This is a genomic window from Halomonas eurihalina (genome assembly GCF_008274785.1).
Lineage (GTDB): Bacteria > Pseudomonadota > Gammaproteobacteria > Pseudomonadales > Halomonadaceae > Halomonas > Halomonas eurihalina.
Map to the genome: position 1 here is coordinate 1 of NZ_VTPU01000023.1, position 25,050 is coordinate 25,050.

Below are 25,050 nucleotides of genomic sequence, written 5' to 3' on the forward strand. Positions count from 1 at the left end.
AGAGGACTTGAACCTCCACGTCCGTAAGGACACTAGCACCTGAAGCTAGCGCGTCTACCAATTCCGCCACCTGGGCGAACACGAACGAATCAAGCTGATAAAGAGCAGGATACCCGAAGCTCGAATGATCAGAGTATCAATGGTGCCCAGAAGAGGACTTGAACCTCCACGTCCGTAAGGACACTAGCACCTGAAGCTAGCGCGTCTACCAATTCCGCCATCTGGGCAAGTGGCGCGTATGTTACCGAATTCTGGCGATAATGCAAGCCCCGTGTGCATGGTCGGGTGCGGGCTGAGGCGCGCTGGTCTCTCAGTATAGTTGCAGTATGGTTGGGTGATGGACATGGCGGCGCTATACTGCCGCCCATGACACCATATTTCTATTGCAACAATGATTGCCCGCGGCACCCGCGCGTCACGCAACGCATGCCGTCCCCGACCCTGCCAAGGATGCTCTCCGCATGACCCACTGGACGCTCGAAGACGACGCGCACGCCAGCCGCGAGGCTCACAAGTACGATAACCCCGCTCCCAGCCGCGAATACCTGTTGGCGCGCCTGGAAGAGTGCGGTAAACCCATCACCCACGAGGCCATGAGCCAGATGCTGGGCCTCGAGGACGAGGACCTCCAGGAAGCCGTGCGGCGGCGGCTGGCGGCCATGGAACGCGATGGACAGGTGTTGCGCAATCGCCGCGGCGCCTACGCCCTGATCGACAAGCTGGACCTGGTCAAGGGCAAGGTGCTCGGCCATCGTGACGGCTTCGGCTTTTTGCTGCGTGACGATGGCAAGAAGCCTGACCTGGTGATACCGCCGCGCCAGATGCGCCGCGTCTTCCATGCCGACCATGTGCTGGTGCGCATCAGCGGTCGCGATCGGCGAGGGCGTGACGAGGCGACCATCGTTGAGGTGCTGGCGCGCAACACCCAGACCATCGTCGGCGTGTATCGTCAGAACACGCCCGAGTTCGGGGTGCTGATTCCCGAGAACTCTCGCATCACCCAGGAAGTGATCATCCCACATAACGCCAATGGCGGAGCACAGGATGGCCAGGTGGTCTCGGCGAACATCGTCAAACAGCCTGCCACCCGAGTGCAGCCGGTAGGCGAGGTCAGCGAGGTGCTCGGCGAGCGCATGGACCCTGGCATGGAAATCGACATCGCCTTGCGCAGCTACGAGATTCCCTCGGAGTTTCCTCCGGAGGTGCTGGACCAGATCGCCAGCATGTCCGACGAGGTCGCCGAGGATGACAAGCAGCAGCGGGTCGACTTGCGTGACTATCCCCTGGTAACCATCGACGACGAATCCGCCAAGGACTTCGACGACGCTGTCTGCGCCTGGAAGACCAAATCCGGGAGCTGGAAGCTGCTGGTGGCCATCGCTGACGTTTCCCACTATGTGCGCCCGGGCAGTGCCCTGGACCAGGAAGCCATCGCCCGGGGCAACTCGGTGTACTTCCCGGGGCAAGTGGTACCGATGCTGCCGGAGTTGCTCTCCAATGGCCTGTGCTCGCTGAACCCCGATGTCGATCGCCTGGCGCTGGTCTGCGAGATGAACATCTCCAAGACGGGGGCCATCAGCCGCTATCGCTTCTTCGAGGCGGTCTTCCGCTCCCATGCCCGATTGACCTACAACAAGGTCTCCTCGATCCTCGGGGACGAGGGCGAAGAAGGCGATGCACTGCGCGAGGAATATCGCGAGCTGGTGCCCTCGCTGAAGAACCTGCATTCGCTCTACAAGCTGCTGCGCCAGGCGCGTGAGGAGCGGGGCGCCATCGACTTCGAGACCACCGAGACCGCCATCGTCTTCAATGACGAGCGCAAGATCGAGAAGATCGTGCCGCGTTCCCGCAATGACGCTCACAAGATCATCGAGGAATGCATGCTGGCGGCCAACGTCGCCACCGCTCGTTTCCTCGACAAGCACGACCTGCCGGCGCTGTACCGCATTCACGAACGGCCCTCGCCGGAGCGGCTCGACAAGCTGCGCTTGTTCCTGGCTGAACTCGGCCTGTCCCTGGGCGGCGGCGACGAGCCGACGCCACAGGATTATCGGGACCTGGCCGAAACGATCAAGGGACGCGACGACGCCGACATCATCCAGACGGTGATGCTGCGTTCCATGAGCCAGGCCGTCTATTCGCCCCAGAACGAGGGCCACTTCGGCCTGGCCTATCCGGCCTATGCGCACTTCACCTCGCCGATTCGCCGGTATCCGGACCTGCTCGTGCACCGTGCCATCCGCTCGGTGATCCGCGGGCCGCGCCAGACGAACACCGTGCTGCGCACCGAGAATCCCCCGGTGGAGCCGCCCAGCAAGTGGTGCCCCTATACCTTCGAGCAGATGCTGGAGCTGGGCGAGCACTGCTCGATGACCGAGCGCCGCGCCGACGACGCCACGCGCGACGTGGAAGGCTGGCTCAAGTGCGAGTTCATGTCCGACAAGCTCGGCGAGGTCTATGACGGCACCATCGCCTCGGTGACCCAATTCGGCATCTTCGTGCGCCTCGATGAGGTCTATGTCGAGGGGCTGGTACACGTTACCTCGCTGCCCTCCGACTATTATCACTACGAGCCGGAGAAGCACCGCCTCAAGGGCGAGCGCAGCGGCATGAGCTATCGGCTCGGTGATGGCGTGAGCGTCCAGGTGGCGCGGGTCGATCTGGACGACCGCAAGATCGATTTCGAACTGGCCGACGAAAAGCCGCGCCCGCGCCGCGCGCCCAAGCGTCGCTCGAAGCAAAATGACGTCACCGACAAGCCGAAGACCTCGTCGCCTGCCGAGGGCGGCAAGAGCGCCGGTGACGGCAAGAGTGGCAAGGCCTCCGAGGGCAGCAACAGCGAAGAGGGTGGAGGCAAGAAACGCCGCCGCCGTGGTCCGCGTCGCCGCTGAGCAGCGACGCCTCTTCCAGCGACGAGACCTTTCTCATGAGCAAGCAATCCCACCGCCGAGGGCCCAAGGCCCCCGGCGGGTTAGATGCGGTATATGGCGTTCACGCCGTGCGTGCGCTGATGGAACGTGGCGAGATGCCGCGTGAACTTTGGGTGCAGGACGGGGACGCCTCCGATCGCCTGGCCGAACTGGTCGCGCTTGCCCGCGAAGGTAAGGTCAAGGTGGTGACACAGCCACGCGACACCCTCGATCGGCTCGCCCAGGACGCTGTGCATCAGGGCGTGGTGGCCTTCTGCCGGCCGTTGGCGTTCGAAGCCGAAGCGTCGCTCTGGCACCGGCTCCAGGGCTGGTCGGCCGAGGCAGCGCCGTTGTTGCTGGTGCTCGATGGCATCACCGATGTGCACAACTTCGGGGCCTGCCTGCGTAGCGCCGATGCCGCCGGTGCCCATGGCGTGGTGGTGTCCAAGGACCGGGCCGCGCCTCTCAATGCCACGGTGCGCAAGGTGGCCTGTGGTGCCGCCGAGAGCGTGCCGGTCTATCGGGTCACCAATCTGGCGCGTTCGCTCGCGCGGATGAAGGAGCTGGGCGTCTGGGTAACCGGAACCGCCGGCGAAGCCGAGGCGTCTGTTTATGACGCCGATTTCACCGTGGCCACGGCGTTGGTGATGGGTGCCGAAGGCAAGGGCATGCGCCGGCTGACCCGCGAAGCCTGCGATAGCCTGGTCAAGCTCCCCATGGCGGGGCAGGTGGCCAGCCTCAATGTTTCGGTGGCCACTGGCATCTGCCTGTTCGAAGCAGTGCGGCAGCGGGGCTCGGGGCAGCGCTGAGCCACGAGCTTGGCGTCACGCACCACAAGCTACGGGCCTCGAATATCTCGCCTGCCGTCGGCGCCGGGCTTGTGATACCTTGTCGCGATCATCTGGACCTGGATTGCCAAGGATTTCATGGACGCACAAGCCAAGATCATCGATCGTCTCGCCGAGGAACTCGGCGTTCGCGCGCCCCAGGTGGCGGCTACCGTGGAACTGCTCGACGGTGGTGCCACCGTTCCCTTCATTGCCCGTTATCGCAAGGAAGCCACTGGCGGGCTGAACGATATCCAGCTGCGCTCCCTGGAAGAGCGACTGGGCTATCTGCGCGAACTGGAAGAGCGCCGCGAGTCGGTACTGGCCAGCATCGACGAGCAAGGCAAGCTCACCGAGGCGCTGGCCGCGAGCATCCGTGCCGCCGATACCAAACAGCGCCTGGAAGACCTTTATCTGCCGTATCGCAAGAAGCGTCGCACCAAGGCGCAGATCGCTCGCGAGGCAGGTCTGGAGCCGCTGGCCGAAGCGTTGCTGGCCGATCCGACCCTGTCGCCCGAGGAGCAGGCTGCTGGCTATCTGTGTGCGGCGGATGGCGATATTCCGGCCATCGAGGACGCCAAGTCGGCGCTGGATGGCGCCAAGCAGATTCTCATGGAGCGGTTCGCCGAGGAGCCCGAACTGGTCGGCCAACTGCGCGAGCGCCTGTGGAACGAAGGCGTGCTCAGTGCCCGGCTGATCGACGGCAAGGCGCGCGAAGGGGCCAAGTTCTCCGATTACTTCGAGCATGACGAGGCCATCGCCAAGGTCCCTTCGCACCGTGCCCTGGCGATGTTCCGCGGACGCAACGAAGGCGTGCTGTCGCTGGTCATTCGCCTGCCGGGCGAAGACGAGGCCGCCGTGCATCCGGCACAGGTGGCCATTGCCAGGCACTTCGCAATTCGAGATCAGGGGCGCGCCGCCGACCGCTGGCTCGCCGAGGTGGTGCGTTGGACCTGGCGGGTCAAGCTTTACACCCATCTCGAGACAGAACTGATGGGCCGCCTGCGCGAACGCGCCGAGGCCGAAGCCATCGGCGTCTTCGCCGCCAACCTCAAGGATCTACTGCTGGCGGCGCCGGCCGGCGCCAAGGCGACGCTGGCCATTGATCCCGGCCTGCGTACCGGCTGCAAGGTGGCAGTAGTCAGCGCCACCGGCCAGTTCCTGGGCCAGTCGACCATCTTCCCCCATGCGCCGCGCCATCAGTGGAATGAATCCCTGGCCGAGCTGGCCCGCCTGGTCGACGCCTATGACGTGGCCCTGATCGCCGTCGGCAACGGCACCGCCAGTCGCGAGACCGACAAGCTGGCGGGCGAGCTGGTCAAGGCCATGGCCGGGACGCGTCGCCTCTCCAAGGTGATGGTCAGCGAAGCCGGCGCCTCGGTCTACTCGGCATCGGAATATGCCTCCCGCGAACTGCCGGATCTCGATGTGACCGTACGTGGCGCGGTATCGATCGCCCGTCGCCTGCAGGATCCGCTGGCCGAGCTGGTCAAGATCGAGCCCAAGTCCATCGGCGTCGGCCAGTACCAGCACGATGTCTCCCAGGTGCAGCTTTCGCGCAGCCTGGAAGCGGTGATCGAGGATTGCGTCAATGCCGTGGGCGTGGATCTCAACACCGCTTCCTCGGCCTTGTTGTCGCGGGTGGCCGGCCTCAATGCCGGCCTCGCCGAGAACATCGTCGCCCGCCGTGACGCCGAAGGCGCCTTTCGTTCGCGTCGCCAACTGCTGGATGTCAGCCGTCTCGGCCCCAAGACCTTCGAGCAGTGTGCCGGTTTTCTGCGCATCATGAATGGCGACAATCCGCTGGACGCCAGTGCGGTCCACCCCGAGGCCTATCCACTGGTGGAGCGTATCGCCGCGCGCAGCGGGCGCGAACTGGCCGGGCTGATCGGCGACGGCGCGACTCTCAAATCGCTCAAGGCCGCCGATTTCGCCGACGAGCGCTTCGGTGTGCCTACCGTCAACGATATCCTCAAGGAACTGGACAAGCCCGGCCGCGACCCGCGTCCCGAATTCCGGGCCGCCGAGTTCCGCGAAGGCGTGGAGACGCTCAAGGACCTGGAGCCCGGCATGGTGCTGGAAGGCAGCGTGACCAACGTTACTCACTTCGGTGCCTTCGTCGATATCGGCGTCCATCAGGACGGTCTGGTGCACATTTCGGCGTTGTCCAACAAGTTCGTCGAGGATCCGCGCTCGGTGGTCAAGGCCGGTGACATCGTCAAGGTCAAGGTCATGAGTGTGGATCTCGAGCGCTCGCGCATCGGACTCTCCATGCGTCTCGACGATCAGCCCGGCGAGGCCGACAGCGATCGGCCGCGCAAGGGAGGCGAGTCCCAAGGCCGTGGCAAGGCACCCCGCAAGGGTGGCGGCAAGACGAAGGGGCAGGGTGGCGGCCAGGGCGAGGGCCAGCTCGGCGCCCTGGGAGCGGCGTTGCTCAAGGCCAAGCGCGATGGCTAGCATGTCGAGCTACGAGCTACGAGCTACGAGCTACGAGCTACGAGCTACGAGATGCGAGATGCGAGATGCGAAACCCGAATCTCGAATCCCGCGGTCCATTAGCTTGAATCGCCGTTTTTCGGCGCCATAATCTGAAATTCTATGGGTGCCACGGCGCCCGACTGATAACCGGGAAGTCGGCCAACGCCCGGCCGGCTGCCACGACATGGGGTGTCATCTTGTCCGAATCGCTCTCCACCCTCATCGAACGACTCAGCGGGCCGGCCAGTCAGGGGCGTTTCGGACGCCTGCGCCGTGGCATCGAAAAAGAAGGACTGCGTGTCGACGCCGACGGTCGTATCGCTCAGACGCCACATCCTGCCGATTTCGGCTCGAAGCTGACTCACCCGCATGTCACCACGGATTATTCCGAGGCACTGCTCGAGTACATCACGCCGGTTTACAGTCGGCCCGAGGATGCTCAGGCGTTTCTCGCCGACCTGCATCGGTTCAGCTACCGTCGCCTGAACGGCGAGTTCATCTGGCCGGCCAGCATGCCGGCCCGGCTCGACGGCAACGAAAGCATTCCCATCGCCGATTACGGCCGCTCCAATGTGGGGATGATGAAGCATGTCTACCGCAAGGGGCTGGATGTGCGTTACGGACGCATCATGCAGGCCATTGCCGGTGTTCACTACAATGTCTCCCTGCCGGACGACTTCTGGACACTGCTCAAGAGCCTGGATGGCGATGAACAGGCCTCCATGCAGGAGTATCGTTCGTCGCGCTACTTCGATCTGATCCGCAATTTCCGTCGTCACAGCTGGCTGTTGCTCTACCTGTTCGGCGCCTCGCCGGCAGTGGATCGCAGCTTTCTACCCGACGGACGCGTGCCGGAAGGACTGCAACCCCGCGGTGAGCACACGCTGGTGTCGCCCTACGCGACCAGCCTGCGCATGTCCGATCTGGGCTACCAGAACAAGGTGCAGGAGCAGCTCAAGATCTGTTTCAACTCGCTGTCCAACTACGTCAACACCTTGCGTCACGCCATCTCGACACCCTGGCCCGACTACGGTGCGCTTGGCGTGAAGGGCGACGGCGACGATGACTGGCGACAGCTCAATGCCAACATCCTGCAGATCGAGAACGAATATTACAGCGACATCCGCCCCAAGCGCGTCGCGCGGCACGACGAGACACCGAGCCAGGCGCTGGAAGCGCGGGGCGTCGAATATATCGAAGTGCGCTGTCTCGATCTCGATCCCTTCAATCCGCTGGGCTTCGATGCAACCCGCAGTCGCTTCGTCGATACCTTCCTGATGTGGTGCCTGCTGTCGGAAAGTCCCTGGATCACCGACGAGGAATGCGAGCATCTCGACGATAACCGCCGGCTGGTGGTGTCGCGGGGGCGCGATCCCGAACTGCGCCTGGACCATCATGGTCGCAAGCGCTCGATTGCCGACTGGGGGCACGAGATCTTCGCCGAGCTGCGCGACGTTGCCACCCTGCTCGATCGCCTGGAGGAAGGGGCGCCGCATGCCGAGGCCCTGGCCGAGTTGACGCCCTGGATCGATGATCCGTCGCTGACGCCTTCCGGCCGTCTGCTGGAGCGCCTGGAGACGCAAGACGAAGAGTTCGTCGACGCCATCATGGCGATGGCGCGAGAGCAGGCCGAGCAGTTACGCGATGAACCCATCGGGCCGGCTCGCTCGGCACTTTTCGACCAACTGGTCGAGACCTCCCTCCAGCAGCAGGGAGAGATCGAGGCGGCGGAAAGCGAAAGCTTCGCTGACTTCCTGGCCGATTACTTCGAGCGGGCCCGGGAAACCCGAGCCCTGACGCCATTGCGAGCCACGGGAGGACGGCCATGATCATGGAACTCGAGAACTGGAGCGTGCGCCGCTGGAGCCTGGCAGGGCTGGCCTTTTGCGTGCTGATGATGGCCGTGGCGCTGGGGCTGGAACATGGCGCGGGCCTGGAACCCTGCCCGCTGTGCATCTTCCAGCGGGTAGCGGTGATCGCTGCGGGCATGGTGTTCGTGATCGCCGCCTTGCATGACCCGAAGGGACGTGCCGGCGCGGTGGTCTACGGATTGCTGGGCGTGGTCGCGGTCGGTGTCGGTATCGCGCTGGCCGGCCGCCACCTGTGGCTGCAATCGTTGCCAGCGGACCAGGTGCCGAGCTGTGGCCCGGGGTTGGACTACATGATGGAGATCCTGCCGCTGCGCGACGTGCTGGCCACGGTGCTAACCGGCTCCGGTGAGTGCGCCGAGGTCGGCGCGACCCTGCTGGGCCTGTCGTTGCCAGGCTGGACGCTGATCGGATTCGTGGTGCTGATGCTGGCACCGCTGGGCCTGTTGGCCAGGTCGCTGCGTCGCGATCATGGATATCGTTGGCAGGGGGTGCCCGGTCGGGATTGACAGTGCCCCCGGCAGGGGTGAGTCTGTTGCTCAGGGTCGGCGGTCCATTCGAGGGAGACACCCATGCTGGAAGACTGCAAGAATGCGCAGGAACGCTGGGGGGGCGTTCACCAACTGATCGATCGTTGGCTCGCCGAGAGGCGGGCGTTGCTGACGAATTTTCGTGAGCTTCAGGACGCCTGCGACGCCGATCTGGAAGCCCTGAACAAGGCGCGCATCGATGCCTTCAGCGAACTGTTGATGGATTACATCAGTGCCGGCCACTTCGAGGTCTATCCCCAACTGCGTGCCGAGGCCGAGGCATTCAACGACAACGCCGCCCTGGCGCTGGCGGATAACCTGCTGCAACGCCTCGACATGTCCACCGAGCTGGTACTTGCCTTCGATGAGGACTACGCCAGCGCCACGCGTTGTGAATACCACATGGCCCGCCTGCCTGCCTGGCTCGACCGCCTGCAGAAGGGGCTCACCGAACGTTTCTCCCTGGAAGACCGGCTGATCGGCCGCCTGCACGCCGCCCATGCCCCCGACGCCGCCAGCGCCGAACTTCACGCCGGAAGCTCGCCGGGGGTCTGAAGTCCCCATTTGACCCGAGAGAGGTTGGGGGTACGTTGCCTTCGAGCTACGAGCTACGAGCTACGCTGCCTTGGGGTTGCCCTTCGAGTCTCGTAGCTCGATGCTCGCGGCTTACGGCTTTTCCTCCCTCCTGGCCCGAGCACCAGCATGCAGGGCGTCAGCAGTAGTGTCAGCCCCGTGGCGAAGGTCAGGCCGCCGGCGATGGCGCTGGAGAGCTGGCCCCACCACTGGGTCGAGGGGGCTCCGAGGCCGAGCCGGGGGGTGAAGAGGTCGACGTTGATCTCGAGCACCATCGGCATCAGGCCGAGCACCGTGGTCACGGCGGTGAGCAGTACCGGTCGCAGGCGCAGTCCACCCGCCTGGAGTGCGGCCTCGCTTGGCGAAAGGCCCTCGGCACGCAACTGGTTGAAGGTGTCGATCAGCACGATGTTATTGTTCACCACGATGCCGGCCAGGGCGATGATGCCCATCCCCACCATGACGATGCCAAAGGGTTGGCCATTGGCCAGCAGGCCGAGCAGCACGCCGGCAGTGGAGAAGATGATGGCCGAGAGCACCAGCAGCGTCTGGTAGAGGCTGTTGAACTGCGTGACCAGGATCAGTGCCATCAGGCAGACGGCGACCAGAAAGGCGGTCATCAGGAACGTCATGGCCTCCTGCTGATCCTCCTGTTCGCCGGCGACCTGGATGCTGACGCCATCAGGTAATTCTTCCATGGCGTCGGTCAGGGCGCGCAGGCGCTCGTCAGGACTTTCACCCTCCGTGACGTTGGCTTCCAGGGTAATGGCGCGACGGCCATCGATGCGGTGCAGGGTGCTGACCTTGGGTGCCGGCTCGATGCTGACGAAGTTCGAGATCGGCACCTGGCCGCGCGATGTGTTCAACGTCAGGCGGCCTAGCTGATCCAGGGTGCGTGAGCCCTCCGGCAGTCGAACGCGGATATCGACCTCGTCATCGACCCCAGCGGGGCGGTAACTGGCCACCTGCAGGCCGTTGGTGAGCAATTGCACGGCGCTGCCGATGGTGGCGACATCGTTGCCGAAGCGCGCGGCGGCTTCGCGATCCACCCTGACGCGCCACTCCACGCCGGGCAGGCTACGGTCGTCCTCGATGCCGCGGAAGCCTCCGAGTTCGTTCATGGTCCGGCGCAGCGACGCCACGGCTTGTTCGGCCTGCTCGGTCGTGGTGGCTCCGACCTCCAGCACGATGGGCTTGCCGGCGGCCGGCCCCTGCTCCTGTTCACGGAATTCCAGCTCGATACCCGGGATATCGGCCGTGCGCTCGGCCATGTCGGCGAGGATGTCACTGGCTGGCCGGCGCTCGTGCCAGTCGATCAACTGGAACTGCAGGACGCCGATGACATCGGCGCCGAGCTGCTGGTCGGCGGTGGCGAAGGAGCGGGCGTAGAGAGCCTGGATCTCGCTCATGTCGGTGAGACGTGCCTCGACCCGCTGGACGATGGCGTCGTTCTCCCGGGCGGAGAAGTCGCCCCGGGAATGGACGAGGATCTGGGCGCTGTCGGGCTCCACGCTGGGGAAGAATTCCACGCCGTGATTGAAGCGGGCGTAGGCGGTGTAGGTCAGTGCCATCAGCAACAGGGCGACCAGCAGGGTAAGGCCGGGGCGGGCCAGCAGGCGGGCCAGCAGGGCGCGATACAGACGACCGCCATAAGTGATCAGCTCGGTGTCGCTCAATGCCCGGCCGCTGCGGGCGCCGAACACGCCGCCCAGGGTGGGTAGGAAGACCAGGGCCATGCCCAGGGAGGCCAGCAGGCAGAGAATGACCGTGGCCGGCAGGTATTTCATGAACTCGCCCACCACGCCGGGCCAGAACAGCAAGGGGATGAAGACCGCCAGGGTCGTGGCCGTAGAGGCGATAACCGGCCAGCTCATGCGGCTGGCGGCATTGATCCAGGCATCATGGGGCGCTTGGCCCTGACGCAGGTGACGGTCGGCCAGCTCGCTGACGACGATGGCGCCGTCGACCAGCATGCCGGCGACCAGGATCAGGGCGAACAGCACGACCATGTTGAGGGTGAAACCGATCGCCCAGATCAGCAGGATGCCGGTGAGAAAGGCGCCAGGGATGGTCAGCCCCACCATCAGGGCAGGGCGCAGCCCCATGGCGGCAAGGATGACGATCAGTACCAGCACCACCGCGGTGAGGACGTTGTTGAGCAGTTCCGACAGCAGCGACTCGACCATCTCGGACTGGTCCATGATGGTGGTGACCTTGAGCCCTTCGGGTAACAGGCCGTCGGCCTCGTCGAACAGCTCGTTCACCGATTCGATGGTGGCGATGATGTTGGCGCCGGCACGTTTGGCGATTTCCAGTACGAGTGCCGGCTGGCCATCGATGCGGGCGAAGCCCTGGGGATCCTTGAAGGTGGGATGAATCCAGCCGACATCGCCGAAGGTCACCACCCGGTCGCCGTCGACCTTGACCGGCATCTTCATCACGTCCTCGAGCTGCTCGATTACGCCGGGCACCTTGAGCGCCAGGCGACCGGCGCCGGTATCCAGGCTGCCCGCCGCTACGAGCCGGTTGTTGCGGCTCACGCGGTTGAACAGGGTCTCGAAATCGACGCCATAGCTATCCAGCACCAGCGGGTCGACGACGATTTCCAGCAGGTTTTCCCGATCGCCGCCGATGTCGACCTCGAGCACCTCGGGTATGCCTTCGATTTCTTCCTTAAGTCGGCGTGCCACGGCGACGCGACGGCTTTCCTCGATGGGCCCCGACAGGCCGATGGAGAGCACCGGGAAGAGTCCGACATTGACCTCGATGACCCGAGGTTCCTCGGCCTCGTCGGGCAGGTCGGCCTTGGCGATGTCGACTTGTTCGCGTACGTCGGTGAGGGCCTGGTCGGGATCGAAGCCGGCGTCGAATTCCATGTTCAGGGAGGCATGACCTTCACCGGCCTGGGCGGTCAGCTTGCGCAGTCCCTCGATGCTGCGCAGTTCCTGCTCCATGGGGCGGACCAGCAGGCGTTCAGCGTCTTCCGGGCTGACGCCTTCCAGCGTCATCGAGACGTAGATGATCGGAATGGGTATGTCCGGATTGGCCTCCTTGGGAATTGCCTGCCAGGCGCCCAGACCCGCCAGCAACAGGGCGATCAGCAGCAGCAGGGTGGTCCGCGAGCGGTCCAGGGCGGCCGAGATCAAGGTGCGCATGTCAGGGGCGCTCCATGTCGACCGAGGCATCGGTTTCATCGGCAGGCACCGGCGTGACGACATCCCCGGGATCGACGAAGCCGCCGCCCAGGGTGATCAGGCGAATCCGCTCGGGTAGGCCGGCGACCCGGGCCTGTTCTTCATCGCTGCTGACCAGCTCGATGGTGTCGCGGGTGACCCGATTCTGGCGATCCAGGTGCTTGATCGTCAGTTGGCCTCGTTCGTCGAGCTCCAGCAGGGCCGACGACAGGCGATGTACGCGGCGTGATGGAAGCGTCAGCTCGACGGTAGCGCTGGCTCCGGCCAGACGTCGGTGCTCGGGATTGTCCAGCGTGACCTCAATGGCGAAACTGCGCGTGGCCTCGTCGGCGCGACTGGCGACATGGTCGAGTTCACCCTCTAGGGTGGAGCCATCGAGCAGGCGTATCCGAGCGGGCAGGCCGGGTTCCAGCGGCAGGGCCTCGCGCTGGGAAACCCAGGCCTTGGCGGTGAGCCGTGAATCGTCGACCAGCCGCCCCCAGGTCTCCCCAGCCTGCAGCAGTTCGCCCGGGTCCACGTCGATCCGATCCAGCACGCCGGGGAAGGGCGCCTGGGGGCGAGTGTCGTCCAACTGTTGGCGCAGGTCGGCGAGTTCGGCAGCGGCGGCGCTCGTTGCACTCTGGCGACGCAGGAGCTCGGGGTTGGAGATGAGCTCGCGGTCGCGTAGCCCACGGGCACCGGACAGCTCGGCGCGAGCCAGCGCCAATTCCGCCTCGGCCTGTTCCAGGCGCTCGGGCAGGGCGTCCTGTTCTAGCCGCAGCAACTCGTCGCCGCGCTCGACGCGCCCACCCTGAGAAACCGGGAGTGCTTCCACCCGGCCGGATAGCCGGGCGCGCAGCTCGAGTTCGTGATACGCCTCGAGGTGGCCCTGTACCACCAGGGTCGGTGCATAGGGCTCGGCATGATGCGTCTCGATCTCGACGCGAGGCGGGGGAGGCGTTTCGGACTCCGTCGCCGATGGTGGTTCATCGCGGAAGCTCGATATATCGCCGAAAGCGAGCCATAGCAACAGGGCCAGACCAAGTGCGATGGCCAGCAGGATGGGATTAGAGGGGCGTCGGCGTGGCATTCGGACCTTCCCTGGTGGGTCACGTAACCGTATGAGAGGAGAGTGAAATTCCCTCAGCATAGCGGAAGCAGGAGGAGAATTCTGTCGTGATGTAGGCGTCTAGTCTCAGGTCGAATTGAGTTTTGTGCACTGCAGGCATACCATTTCCTCGGTTCGAATCCCGGCCGAGGCGGGTCACTGGCCCGTCTGGCTCATCCTCACGGCGATAACCGAAGGAGCCACGATGAAAGACCCCGTCCGTATAGCCATTACCGGTGCCGCAGGTCAGATCAGCTATTCCCTGGCGTTTCGCATCGCGTCCGGCGACATGCTGGGCAAGGACCAGCCGGTCATCCTGCAGCTGCTCGAGATCCCGCCGGCCATGGACGCCCTCAATGGCGTGGTGATGGAGCTCAACGACTGTGCCTTCCCGCTGGTGCAGGACATCGTCGCCTCCGACGATCCCAATGTCGCCTTCAAGGATGCCGACTTTGCCCTGCTGGTCGGTGCTCGTCCGCGCGGTCCGGGCATGGAGCGCAAGGATCTGCTCGAGGCCAACGCGGCCATCTTCTCCGTGCAGGGCAAGGCGCTGAATGACCATGCCAGCCGCGATGTGCGTGTACTGGTGGTGGGCAACCCGGCCAACACCAACGCCCTGATCGCTTCCTGCAACGCGCCCGACCTGGACGCTGGTCAGTTCACGGCGATGATGCGCCTGGACCACAACCGCGCCAAGACCCAACTGGCCCAGAAGGCCGGCAAGCACGTCACCGATGTCGAGTCCATGATCGTCTGGGGTAACCACAGTGCCACCCAGTATCCGGATCTGGCGCATTGCAAGGTGGACGGCAAGCCGGCGCTCGAACTGGTCGACCAAGCCTGGTACGAGAACGATTTCATTCCCACCGTGCAGCAGCGTGGCGCCGCTATCATCAAGGCGCGCGGTGCTTCTTCCGCCGCTTCCGCGGCCTCCGCGGCGATCGATCACATGCGTGATTGGGCGCTGGGCAGCGACGGTATCGTCAGCATGGGGATTCCCGCCGATGGCAGCTACGGCATCGAGCCGGGCATCATGTATTCCTACCCGGTCGTCTGCAAGAACGGCAAGTACGAGATCGTCCAGGACCTGGAGATCGGCGACTTCAGCCGCGAGCGCATGAACGCCACCGAGCAGGAGCTGCGTGAGGAGCGGAGTGCCGTCGAGCATCTGCTTGGCTAAGGGACGCCCTGATTTATTGCTGCGCTCGATATCCTGGCCACCGGCGGTACTCAAAATCCTCATTTACGCTCGTGTAAACTGCGGTTTTTCTGTTCCGGCGGCGGCCAGCCTCTCGTCGCTCGCGATATAAATCAGCACATCCCTGGTGGTTTACAGAGCAGTATTCGCAAGACACGAAAAACCCCGAAGGTTGCGGCCTTCGGGGTTTTCTTGTGCCTTCTTTCTTCAAGGCGCGAAGCGCCGTTCTTACGGCTTACAGCTTGTCGCTTACAGCTCTGATCCGGCGACGCCCGGATCAGTCCCGCAGGCTGATGATTCGCCAGCCGCGTGCTTCGGCGGTCTCTCGCAGGGGCGCGTCCGGGTCCACGGCCACGGGGTGGTCGACCTTTTCCAGCAGCGGTAGGTCGTTGTGGGAATCGCTGTAGAACCAGGCGTCGTTCAGGGTTTCCTCGCGATCCGCCAGCCAGGCGTCGAGGCGTTCGACCTTGCCTTCCCGATAGCTCGGGATTCCGCTGACCCGACCGGTATAGCGGCCGTCGATCATCTCGGGCTCCACGGCGATCAAGTCGTCGATCCCCAGTCGCTTGGCGATCGGGCCGGTGATGAAACGATTGGTGGCGGTAATGATCAACAGGGTATCGCCGCGCGCCCGGTGGCGGGCCACCAGTTCCTCGCCTCGGGGCTGAATGCTGGGCTCGATCTTGCTGGCCATGAATTGCTGGTGCCAGGCCGCCAATTGTTCCGGCGTGTTGTCCGCCAGCGGCTTGAGGGCCACTTCCAGGAAGGCGTGCATGTCGAGGGTGCCGGCTTCGTAGTCGGCCATGAAGCGGTCGTTGGCCTGCTTGTAGGCGACAGGATCCACGGCGCCCTGCTCGAGCAGGAACTCGCCCCAGGCATGGTCGCTGTCGATCGAGAGCAAGGTGTTGTCCAAGTCGAAGATGGCGAGGCTCACGGCATTCCTCTTGGTGGTCGGGAGGTGGTTGGGGAGAGGCGGAGCCGCGATTATGTCAGACGTCAAGGGCGGATTCGAGAGTGGTTGTTTGTCGTATTGAACCCTTTCACGCGCTTGTGGAAGAATGACTTCAATACTGGATTCATAAGGTGAAGCCCGTGATCGACGCAGACGGCTTTCGCCCCAACGTTGGGATCATCATCACCAACGACCGAGGGCAGCTGCTATGGGCGCGTCGGGTTGGGCAGAATGCGTGGCAGTTTCCCCAGGGAGGCATCAAGTCGAACGAGACACCGCAACAGGCTCTGTTTCGCGAGTTGCATGAGGAAATCGGCCTCACGGCTGATGACGTCGAGGTGCTTGGTTGTACCCGGGGATGGCTGCGCTATCGCCTGCCACGACGCATGGTGCGAACACACTGCCGGCCGGTGTGCATCGGACAGAAACAAAAGTGGTTCCTGCTGCGGATCCGCTGTCGGGATAACCGGATCTGCATGGATAGCGGTCCGGCCAAGCCAGAGTTCGACGGCTGGCGCTGGGTCAGCTACTGGTATCCCTTGGGGCAGGTCGTGCCCTTCAAGCGCGAGGTCTACCGCCGTGCATTGCGCGAGCTGTCGCCTCGAGCACAGCGCCTGGCTCTCGAACGCAGCTGACGACCCCAGACGAGCCGAGGATGCCCTCGGTGCCATACTCCGCGAGGCGAGAGACAACAATGGAGAGAAGGACGCCGATGCTCGAGGTGTTGCGGCGCATCATTCTTGAGGTCAACGGGGCTCGCAACCTGGACGCCGCTCTGTCGACCATGGTGCGCCGTATCCGCAAGGCCATGCGTACTGACGTGTGTTCCTTCTACCTCTTCGACGCCGATCTCGATCGGTTGGTGCTGATGGAGACCATCGGCCTGCGCACCCAGGCGGTGGGGCAGGTGACCCTGCCGGTGGGGGAAGGGTTGGTGGGGCTCGTGGCCCAGCGCGAGGAGCCGTTGAATCTCGAGGATGCCCAATCCCACGCCCATTTCCGTTATTTCGAGGCCACCGGCGAGGAGCGCTATTCGAGCTTTCTCGGTGTGCCGATCATCCACCAGCGGCGGATGCTGGGCGTGCTGGTCGTGCAGCAATCCGAGAAGCGCCGCTACGACGAAGCCGACGAAGCCTTCCTGGTCACCATGGCCGCTCAGCTCGCCGGCGTGCTGGCCCATGCTCTGGCCACCGGCAGTCTGAATCGGCCGACCCTGCCGGGTGGGCAGGCGACCTTTACCGGGGTGGCGGCCTCGCCGGGCATGGCCATTGGCGAGGCTGTAGTGATCGCGCCACCGGCGGATCTCAACAGTGTGCCGGACCTGATTCCCACCGATATGGACTACGAGATCGAGCGTCTGCAGGAGGCGATCGGCAAGGTGCGCGACGAGATTCGCTCCGCCGGGGAGCGCCTGGCCAATCGCATTTCCTCCCAGGAACTGGCCCTGTTCGATGTCTACCAGCAGATGCTGGGCGAGGCGGCGTTGTCCCAGGAGGTGGTCAAGCGCATTCGTGAGGGGCAGTGGGCGCCGGGGGCGCTGGCCGACGTGGTGCGACGCCACGTCCAATACCTGGAACGCGTGGATGACGATTATCTGCGCGAGCGGGCCGCCGACGTTCGTGACCTTGGGCGCCGCGTGCTGGCACACCTGCAGGAGGGCGCCCGCTCGACGCCGGATGTCTACCCGGAGAGCACGATTCTGGTCGGCGACGAGATTAGTGTCGCCATGCTTGGTGAAGTGCCCCGTGAGCGGCTGGCCGGCCTGGTCTCGGTGCGTGGCTCCAGCACCTCACACGTGGCTATCGTGGCCCGTGCCATGGGGATTCCCACGGTGCTGGGCATGGTCGATCTGCCGTTACCGCGGCTCAATGGTGCCCGAGCGGTACTGGACGGGCACCGTGGCCGGTTGTTCGTGCGCCCCAGCGAAGAGTTGGAAAGCCGCTACCAGAGCATGATTGATGAGGAGCGGGCGCTGAGCGAAGTGCTCGAGCACGAGCAAGACCAGCCGAGCCGCACGCCGGATGGCCATGACATGCCATTGATGGTCAACACTGGCCTGGCGGTGGATGCGGTGGCGTCGCTGAAGTCTCGCATCGGTGGCGTGGGGCTGTATCGCACCGAAGTCCCCTTCATGATCACCGAGCGCTTTCCTGGGGAGCAGGAGCAGACGCGACTGTACCGTGAACAGCTCGAGGGGTTCTCGCCCTTGCCCGTGGTGATGAGGACCCTGGATATCGGCGGCGACAAGGATCTGCCCTATTTCCCCATCGATGAGGCCAACCCTTTCCTGGGGTGGCGTGGCATTCGGGTGACCCTGGATCATCCGGAAGTCCTGATGGTGCAGCTGCGGGCGATGCTGCGTGCCTCCCAGGGGCTCGACAACCTCCAGGTCCTGTTACCGATGGTGACCAATGTCGGTGAGGTCGACGACGCCTTGCGGTTGCTGGAGCGTGCCATCAGCGAGCTTGGCGAGGAGGGTGTCGTGGTGGCCAGGCCTCGGGTGGGCGTGATGATCGAGGTGCCGGCCACGCTCTACCAGCTCGAGGCACTGGCAAAACGTGTCGACTTCTTCTCGGTGGGCAGCAATGACCTGACTCAGTACCTGTTGGCGGTCGATCGCAACAATCCGCGGGTGGCGGAGCTCTATGATGCCTGCCATCCTGCCGTGTTGTCCGCCCTGGCGCGCTTGGCGGCGGAGTCCCGGGCGCTCGGGGTGCCGGCGTCGGTGTGTGGTGAGCTGGCTGGCGACCCGGCGGGCGCGCTGCTGCTGATGGGCATGGGCTTCGAGGCGCTGTCGATGAATGCCCCGAGCCTACCCAAGGTGAGAGCCGCCGTCAGGCGAGTGACGCTGGAGGCAGCGAAGCAACTGGTCGAGGATACCCTGCGTCTCGATTGCCCCTTGGCGGTGCGTCGTCATCTGGATGACCGCATGGGCGAGTGGCAACTGGGCCATCTGCTGCCGCCGAAGGATTGACCCTGCACTCGCCGAGTCGTGATTCACGGCTCGCGAGAGAGTCGGTTTTCTCCCAGCGCGATGCCTTGTGGGCCAAAGCGCCGCTCGCCGATGTCGAAGCGGCCGCTGGCGTGCCATTCGAGCCAGGTGGTGGCTCGCGTGCCATAGTCGCTGCCGATGATGAAAGGCGCCGAAAGCCGCCGCTCCAGTTCGCGTTCCACGCCGGTATCGGGCAGTTGATCGTCACTCGCCTGGCGGGTGTCGGCAAAGGCGGACAGGGCATCCTCGGGCCATCGAGCACGCAGGCTGGCGGCGAGCCCCTGGCGCGCGTGGACCAGCTTGGGCCAGGGCGTGTCGAGGGTGGCGTTGGACAGCCCGTGCAGCCCCGGGGCGACATCGGCCAGGGTAAGAGTCTCTCGGCCACGGTGCAGGTGCCAGAGGCGTTGCCCATCGCTTGCCAGCAGGTTGAAGCCGGCATAGCGGAGCGCGTCTCCCTCGGCCAGGCTGGCGAGCCAGCCCGGCAGGTCGTCGCACTCCAGGGCAGTGCGCACCAGGGAGCCGCGGCTGGGAGCGCCTTCCGCGACCTCGAGGCGTGGATCGCGAAAATTGGTCACGGCGGCGAAGCGGCCATGTTCGTGCATCGCCAGCCAACCTCCGCTGGCGGCCAGGTCGCGTCCGCCAATGATCGAGGGCGCGTCTTCCCAGGCACCAAGCGCTGCTGTCGGACGGGCATGGAATTCGTCGCGGTTGGCCACCAGGCGGAGTGGTACCGTGCTCGAGGGGCGGAAGTCGAAAGCGATCAGACACATGGCCGTGAGCGTAACCCGCCCACGGCGCGCTGGGAAGCGAAGCCATGACAGGCGCGTTATCCCGGCGTACACTCCTTTCACATCGTCGACCCGTCACAGGGATGAACATGCGAGTCGAGGCACGCAAGGAACGCTTCTGGTCACGGCTGGTTACCCCCATTCTTTGGCCGGTACTGCTTGCCCAGCTGCTGCTGGTGGCGGTGGGCCTGATCTACTGGTGGCTGGTGCCATCCCAGGCTTCCTGGAGTATCGCCTTCTGGTTGCTGCTGGCGCTGTTGCTGGGAGGCGGTCTCAATGTGGCCGTCTTTCTGATGCTGCTGAAACAACGCCTGCGCCACTGCGAGCACGACATCGAAGCGCGCCTCTCCAATCTGGCCGAATGCCTGGTTCGTCATGCCGATGCCACTGTCGTTCCCCATGATACGTCGCGTTCGCCGGTGACGCGGCTCGATGACATGGTGGCGGCCGTCGAGGGGCTGATCGGGCAGTGGCAAGAGGAAATGACCCGGACCCGCCAATCGGAACGTCATCTGTCCGAAGAACTGCAATCTCAGCGTGGCCGGGTGGAACGCCTGGAAGCCGAGCGTGAGAGAGCCAGGGAAGCATCGCGACTCAAGTCCGATTACCTTGCCCATCTGCAACAGACATTAATGCCATCGCTGACGGCGCTGGAGGAAACGCTGGACGACAGCACACGGCGCTCGGAGGCTGTCGAGACGTTGCGTGAACAACTGGCCGATGCCCTGGCATTGCTGGAGACGCTGGACGAGTCGCCTTCCCCGCAGGGCGAGTCAAGTGCCAGGGTGCTGATCGTCGATGATGGGCCAGTCAATCTGATGCTGGCGCGGCAGGTGCTGGAACGACAGGGGCTTGAGGTCGTCACCGCCGCGAGCGGGACGGAAGCCCTGCAGCGACTGGGAGAAATGCCGGTCGACCTGATCTTCATGGATATCTTCATGGCCGACATGGATGGCGTCGAAACGTGTCGAGTCTGGCGCGACAGGGAGGCAGCGATGCCGGAACGCTCGCGCAGTGTGGTGGTGGCGTTGACCGCCAATACCGGAGAGGCCGATCGCCAGCGTTTCGAACAGGCCGGGATGGACGATTATCTGGCCAAACCCTATCGCCCACAGGACTTGCTGGAAACCGTGCGCCACTGGCTGCCCGGCGTACTGGCGGAAGACGGGGAGCGGTCGTGAGTATCCTGGCGTTATGGCTTGGCTATCTGGCGCTGGGCGGTATCGCGGGCACGCTGGCGGGACTGTTCGGTATCGGCGGAGGGTTGGTCATCGTGCCGGCCCTGGTGTTTGCCTTCGACCTGCAGGGCGTGGCGCCCGAGGTCAGTATGCACCTCGCGGTGGGAACCTCCCTGGCGACCATCGTGGTAACCGGGGCATCCTCGGCCTGGGGGCATTATCGGCGAGGGAGCGTGCATTGGGCATGGTTCCTGGCCTTGTTGCCTGGTCTGATGCTGGGCGCCATTGCCGGCGTGTTCGTGGCTGGCAATTTGTCGGGTGGTCTGCTTGGCATGTTGTTCGGCATCTTCATGCTGCTGGTGGCGGCCCGGATGCTGCTGGGGCTGCGGCCCAGGCCCGGTAGCCTGGCGCCCGGGCGGGGCGCCATGATGCTGGCCGGTGGCGTGATCGGTGCGGTGTCGGCGCTTTTCGGGATCGGCGGGGGAACCTTGAGCGTGCCCTGGCTGTCTCGAAGCGGGGCGACGATGACCCAGGCGGTAGGGACGTCCTCGGTCTGTGGGTTGCCGATCGCCCTATTCGGCACGGCGACGTTCATCGTCGTGGGCTGGCAGGCCCCGGGATTGCCACCGGGAGCACTCGGCTATGTCATGTGGCCGGCCTTTCTCGGCATCGTGCTGGCGAGCGTGCCCTGCGCGCGTCTCGGCGTCTGGCTGGCGCACCGCCTGCCGGCTCGTCTGCTGCGCCTGGCGTTCGCCGCCCTGTTGGCGGCGGTCGGGTTGAAGTTTTTGATTTGAGACGCAAGAACGGCGCGATGCGTCTTGAAGAGGGAAGAGCGCGGCTTCGCCGCTGTATGAGAAAACCCATCCCCTGACCGGCAGGAGCAGCTTGTCTTCTGCCTTCCACCTTCGATCTTCCGTCTTCCGTCTTTCTTTCTATTTTTTCGAGGATTCCATGCTGACTTATCCCTCCATCGACCCCGTTGCCGTCTCCTTGGGGCCTTTTCAGGTGCATTGGTATGGCCTGATGTACGTGATCGGTTTTATCGCAGCCTGGTGGCTGGGGAGGCAGCGTGCCGAGCGTATCGGGCTGACGCGCGACGATGTGGGAGACCTGTTGTTCTACGGGGCGCTCGGTGTGGTGCTGGGTGGTCGCCTGGGCTACGCGCTCTTCTACGGCTTGGACCAATGGCTGGCCGATCCGCTCTGGATCCTGCGTATCTGGGATGGCGGCATGAGCTTCCATGGCGGGTTGATCGGTGTGCTGCTGGCATCCTGGATCTTCGCTCGTCGCAAGGGGCTGGCCTTCTTCACATTGACCGATTTCGTTGCCCCGTTGGTGCCCATTGGCCTGGGGGCAGGGCGTATCGGCAACTTCATCAACCATGAGCTGCCCGGTCGCCTGACCAACCTGCCCTGGGGCATGCCATTCCCGGGCATGGGGCCCGAGCCGCGTCATCCCTCGTCGCTCTACGAAGCGTTGCTGGAAGGGTTGGTGCTGTTCGTCGTGATGTGGTGGGTATCGGCCCAGCCGCGCCGGCGTGGTTTCGTGTCGGGGCTCTTCCTGGTGCTTTACGGCGCGTTCCGTTTCGCGGTCGAGTTCGTGCGGCTCCCGGACCCGCAGCTTGGCTTCATCGCCTTCGACTGGCTGACCATGGGCATGCTGCTGTCGCTGCCGATGATACTCGCAGGCCTGCTGCTGATGGGGTGGTCGCGTCACCAGCCGACGCCCTGAAGCTCAGTATCGAGCTACGAGCTACGAGCTACGAGCTACGAGCTACGAGCTACGAGCTACGAGCCATGAGGGCGTGATCGTCATTCGTATCGTGTAACGCGGGGTTCGTGTCTCGAATCTCGTGGCTCGTCGGCTGAAAGTGTCGAGCTTCAAGCGATGAAGACCTCTGTGTAGAATGAGTGTCCCATTTCCCTGCTGCGACGATGCCGTGACAGCCGATACTCTCCCTCCATTGGAACAGCCCTATCTCGACCTGATGCGCACCGTGCTCGAGCATGGTGTCGAGCGTGATGACCGCACCGGCGTGGGTACCCGCTCACTGTTCGGCCACCAGATGCGTTTCGATCTCTCGCGTGGCTTTCCGCTGATCACCACCAAGAAGCTGCATCTGCGCTCGATCATTCATGAGTTGCTATGGTTCCTGTCCGGCGATACCAACATCGCCTACCTCAAGGAAAACGGGGTGAGAATCTGGGACGAGTGGGCCGACGAGAACGGCGACCTGGGGCCGGTTTACGGTTATCAGTGGCGCAGTTGGCCGGATCCGCGAGGCGGCCACGTGGACCAGATCGCCGGCTTGCTCGAGCAGCTGCGACGCAATCCGCAGTCGCGGCGGCTGATCGTGTCGGCCTGGAACCCCGCTCTGGTCGATGAAATGGCGCTGCCGCCTTGTCACTGCCTGTTCCAGTTCTACGTGGCCGAGGGGCGTCTGTCCTGCCAGCTCTATCAACGCAGCGCCGATATTTTCCTCGGCGTGCCCTTCAACATCGCCAGTTATGCGCTGTTGACGCGGATGATCGCCCAGGTGGCCGGCCTGGAGCCGGGGGATTTCGTGCATACCCTCGGCGATGCCCATCTGTATCTCAATCATCTCGAGCAGGCCGAGTTGCAACTGACACGGACCCCCAGGCTCGCGCCGCGGCTGACGCTCGATCCGAGCGTCGACGACCTCTTCGCTTTTCGCTTCGAGCATATCGCCATCGAGGATTATGACCCGCATCCCCATATCAAGGCGGAGGTGGCCGTATGATCGATACGACCCTGGTGCCGGTGGCGATGATTGCCGCAATGTCGAGCAATCGAGTGATCGGCGTTGACAACCAGTTGCCCTGGTACCTGCCCGAGGACCTCAAGTTCTTCAAGCGCATGACCCAGGCCAAGCCATTGGTGATGGGGCGCAAGACCTTCGAATCGATCGGCCGGCCGTTACCCGGCCGGCTCAATATCGTGGTCACTCGGGACACCGGCTTTCACCACGAGGGCATAAAGGTCTGCCATGATCTGGTCTCGGCACTGACGCTGGCGGATCGACAGGCGACCATCGACGGGGTCGACGAGATCATGGTGATGGGCGGCGCTCAGATCTATGCTCAGGCACTGGCGCATGCCAGTCGTCTCTACCTCACCGAGGTGGCGGTCGAACTGGAGGGCGACGCGCACTTCCCGGTACTGGACATGGCCGAATGGGAAGAGTGTCAGCGTTTGCCCGGCTCGCCCGGTGAAGGGCAGCCTGCCTATGATTTCGTGTCATATCGACGTCGGGGTTTGCCAGAGGCAGGCGACTGACACAGACTGTCAGGATGACGCCGGCGCGTACTTGCCGTCGCCCGGCGTGTTCGGGAAGGCGCACTTGGAGGATCAGGACTTGATCGAGGAACGCTCAACGCGCCTGATGGTGGCGCTAGAGGGGCGCGCCGATGCCTTGCTGGAGGCGTTGCGGGACGCACGCGTTCAGCGGGAGGCGCTGTCCTCAAGGCTCGACGAGCTGGAACGTCAGCGGCAGTCGCTGGAGGCACGCAATGCCGAGCTGACGGCCGAGGCCAGGGAAGGTGGCGCCGAGCGCGAAGCGCTGGAACGGCGCATGGTGGAGCTGGAACGACGCCTGGCCGATGCCGAGGCCTCCTGCCTGGAACTGCTCGAGGAGAATCGCGAACTCGACGAACAGAACCGCGAGCTCGAGGCCCACAATCGGCACTTGCGTGAAGATCGCGAAGTGCCGAGCGAAGGGGATGCCGCTTCGGTCTTTTCGCGTCGGGGACGGCCCGCCCAGGGGCTTTCGGCCTTGATCGGGCATCGTCACCGAGACAGTGAAGCGCCGCGTGGCGAGACCACTTCCGATGAGTTCCCGGCCGCCGAGCCCACGGTTGCCGAGCCGGATACGGCGGCGGCGCCTGATACGTCGGGCCAGCAGGATGGGTTGCCGAGCATCGAGGAGGCGCCATCTCCCCAGGCGCTGCTCGAGCAGTGGTATCAGCGTTACCCGAATGCTTTCTTCAAGGGGCATACCCGCCCGCTTCAGGTAGGGATCCACGAATCGCTCGCCGAGCGTGAACCCTGGCCCGAAAAGTTGGTGCGGCGTGCGCTTGCCTGTTATGTGAACCTGCCGCGTTATCTCAAGGCCGTACGCGAGGGCGCCGAACGCATCGACCTGACCGGTGCGCCCGCCGGGGAAGTCGATGCGGGTGCCGCCGAACATGCCCACAAGAAGCTCGACCGATTGCAGTCTGATCGTCGCAAGGGCGCGAAACCCGCTCGCCGTACGCCACGCTCGAAAAAGTCGCATGGCAAGGAGGAGGCACGCTCCTCTCGTCACGACCGGCCCGACCATCAGGCTCAAGTCTCGACCCCACAGCGGGAGGTCGACGAGCGTGATGACGAGCCCGACGATAGCCGCCTGCAGCGCAAGCTGGGGGAACTGATGGCGCGCCACAACCCGCGTTGAGCGCGAGTACGAGGCCGATTCCA

19 protein-coding genes and 1 tRNA gene are annotated in these 25,050 nt (G+C 64.3%); 15 read left to right on the top strand and 5 right to left on the bottom strand.

Annotation, left to right across the window (positions count from 1 at the left end; all coding sequences use genetic code 11):
• Positions 1–140: 140 nt before the first annotated feature.
• Positions 141–227: transfer RNA gene (locus FZZ93_RS16680), tRNA-Leu, on the bottom strand.
• Positions 228–461: 234 nt separating this feature from the next.
• Here FZZ93_RS16680 and rnr point away from each other — a divergent pair.
• From rnr to rsd, 6 genes are all read left to right on the top strand, one after another.
• Positions 462–2,891 carry a ribonuclease R gene (gene rnr / locus FZZ93_RS16685; protein ID WP_149323431.1) on the top strand — a complete coding sequence of 810 codons (2,430 nt, stop codon included), beginning with the start codon at positions 462–464 and terminating at the stop codon, positions 2,889–2,891.
• 35 nt (positions 2,892–2,926) lie between these two features.
• Complete coding sequence (rlmB, locus tag FZZ93_RS16690; protein ID WP_149323432.1) at positions 2,927–3,718, top strand: 23S rRNA (guanosine(2251)-2'-O)-methyltransferase RlmB; 792 nt, start codon at positions 2,927–2,929, stop codon at positions 3,716–3,718.
• Between the two features lie 117 nt (positions 3,719–3,835).
• On the top strand, positions 3,836–6,193 hold the full coding sequence (locus tag FZZ93_RS16695; protein WP_149323433.1) for a Tex family protein: 2,358 nt from the start codon (positions 3,836–3,838) through the stop codon (positions 6,191–6,193).
• A 218-nt stretch (positions 6,194–6,411) separates the two neighbouring features.
• Complete coding sequence (gene gshA / locus FZZ93_RS16700; protein WP_149323434.1) at positions 6,412–8,043, top strand: glutamate--cysteine ligase; 1,632 nt, start codon at positions 6,412–6,414, stop codon at positions 8,041–8,043.
• Positions 8,040–8,591 (top strand): disulfide bond formation protein B, encoded by a 552-nt coding sequence (locus tag FZZ93_RS16705; RefSeq protein WP_149323435.1) that lies wholly within the window; start codon positions 8,040–8,042, stop codon positions 8,589–8,591. Before gshA ends, FZZ93_RS16705 begins: the two co-directional genes overlap by 4 nt.
• 63 nt (positions 8,592–8,654) lie before the next feature.
• Complete coding sequence (rsd, locus tag FZZ93_RS16710; protein ID WP_149323436.1) at positions 8,655–9,167, top strand: sigma D regulator; 513 nt, start codon at positions 8,655–8,657, stop codon at positions 9,165–9,167.
• Between the two features lie 53 nt (positions 9,168–9,220).
• Here the strand turns inward: rsd and FZZ93_RS16715 are convergent, their stop codons facing one another.
• A complete protein-coding gene (locus FZZ93_RS16715; RefSeq protein ID WP_149323437.1) occupies positions 9,221–12,340 on the bottom strand; it encodes an efflux RND transporter permease subunit in 3,120 nt (1,039 codons plus the stop codon).
• Between the two features lies 1 nt (position 12,341).
• Positions 12,342–13,448 carry an efflux RND transporter periplasmic adaptor subunit gene (locus FZZ93_RS16720; protein ID WP_149323438.1) on the bottom strand — a complete coding sequence of 369 codons (1,107 nt, stop codon included), beginning with the start codon at positions 13,446–13,448 and terminating at the stop codon, positions 12,342–12,344.
• 223 nt (positions 13,449–13,671) lie between these two features.
• Here FZZ93_RS16720 and FZZ93_RS16725 point away from each other — a divergent pair, with 223 nt between their 5' ends.
• Positions 13,672–14,646 (top strand): malate dehydrogenase, encoded by a 975-nt coding sequence (locus tag FZZ93_RS16725; RefSeq protein ID WP_149323439.1) that lies wholly within the window; start codon positions 13,672–13,674, stop codon positions 14,644–14,646.
• Between the two features lie 295 nt (positions 14,647–14,941).
• On the opposite strand, the gene FZZ93_RS16730 is transcribed toward FZZ93_RS16725, so the two are convergent.
• Positions 14,942–15,598, bottom strand: a complete 657-nt coding sequence (locus FZZ93_RS16730; protein ID WP_149323440.1) for a histidinol-phosphatase — start codon at positions 15,596–15,598, stop codon at positions 14,942–14,944.
• A gap of 158 nt (positions 15,599–15,756) precedes the next feature.
• On the opposite strand from FZZ93_RS16730, the gene FZZ93_RS16735 reads away from it, so the two are divergent.
• A complete protein-coding gene (locus tag FZZ93_RS16735; protein ID WP_013331451.1) occupies positions 15,757–16,251 on the top strand; it encodes an RNA pyrophosphohydrolase in 495 nt (164 codons plus the stop codon).
• Between the two features lie 77 nt (positions 16,252–16,328).
• Entirely contained in the window at positions 16,329–18,590 is a 2,262-nt protein-coding gene (ptsP, locus tag FZZ93_RS16740) for a phosphoenolpyruvate--protein phosphotransferase (protein WP_149323463.1), read from the top strand.
• Between the two features lie 23 nt (positions 18,591–18,613).
• Here the strand turns inward: ptsP and FZZ93_RS16745 are convergent, their stop codons facing one another.
• Positions 18,614–19,378, bottom strand: a complete 765-nt coding sequence (locus tag FZZ93_RS16745) for an NRDE family protein (protein ID WP_187774560.1) — start codon at positions 19,376–19,378, stop codon at positions 18,614–18,616.
• Positions 19,379–19,485: 107 nt separating this feature from the next.
• On the opposite strand from FZZ93_RS16745, the gene FZZ93_RS16750 reads away from it, so the two are divergent.
• The 6 genes from FZZ93_RS16750 to FZZ93_RS16775 all read left to right on the top strand — a co-directional run bounded on the left by FZZ93_RS16750 (position 19,486) and on the right by FZZ93_RS16775 (position 25,027).
• Positions 19,486–20,577 carry a response regulator gene (locus FZZ93_RS16750; protein ID WP_187774561.1) on the top strand — a complete coding sequence of 364 codons (1,092 nt, stop codon included), beginning with the start codon at positions 19,486–19,488 and terminating at the stop codon, positions 20,575–20,577.
• The gene (locus tag FZZ93_RS16755; protein ID WP_149323443.1) at positions 20,574–21,368 is read left to right on the top strand and encodes a sulfite exporter TauE/SafE family protein; all 795 of its coding nucleotides are present in this window, start codon (positions 20,574–20,576) and stop codon (positions 21,366–21,368) included. Before FZZ93_RS16750 ends, FZZ93_RS16755 begins: the two co-directional genes overlap by 4 nt.
• A gap of 157 nt (positions 21,369–21,525) precedes the next feature.
• On the top strand, positions 21,526–22,305 hold the full coding sequence (lgt, locus tag FZZ93_RS16760) for a prolipoprotein diacylglyceryl transferase (protein ID WP_149323444.1): 780 nt from the start codon (positions 21,526–21,528) through the stop codon (positions 22,303–22,305).
• 175 nt (positions 22,306–22,480) lie between these two features.
• Positions 22,481–23,335 carry a thymidylate synthase gene (locus FZZ93_RS16765; protein ID WP_149323445.1) on the top strand — a complete coding sequence of 285 codons (855 nt, stop codon included), beginning with the start codon at positions 22,481–22,483 and terminating at the stop codon, positions 23,333–23,335.
• Positions 23,332–23,871: a dihydrofolate reductase gene (locus FZZ93_RS16770; protein WP_149323446.1), complete on the top strand. Its 540-nt coding sequence runs from the start codon at positions 23,332–23,334 to the stop codon at positions 23,869–23,871. The genes FZZ93_RS16765 and FZZ93_RS16770 overlap by 4 nt, the downstream gene beginning before the upstream one ends.
• Before the next feature lie 64 nt (positions 23,872–23,935).
• The gene (locus FZZ93_RS16775) at positions 23,936–25,027 is read left to right on the top strand and encodes a ProQ/FINO family protein (RefSeq protein WP_246146259.1); all 1,092 of its coding nucleotides are present in this window, start codon (positions 23,936–23,938) and stop codon (positions 25,025–25,027) included.
• Positions 25,028–25,050 lie beyond the last annotated feature (23 nt).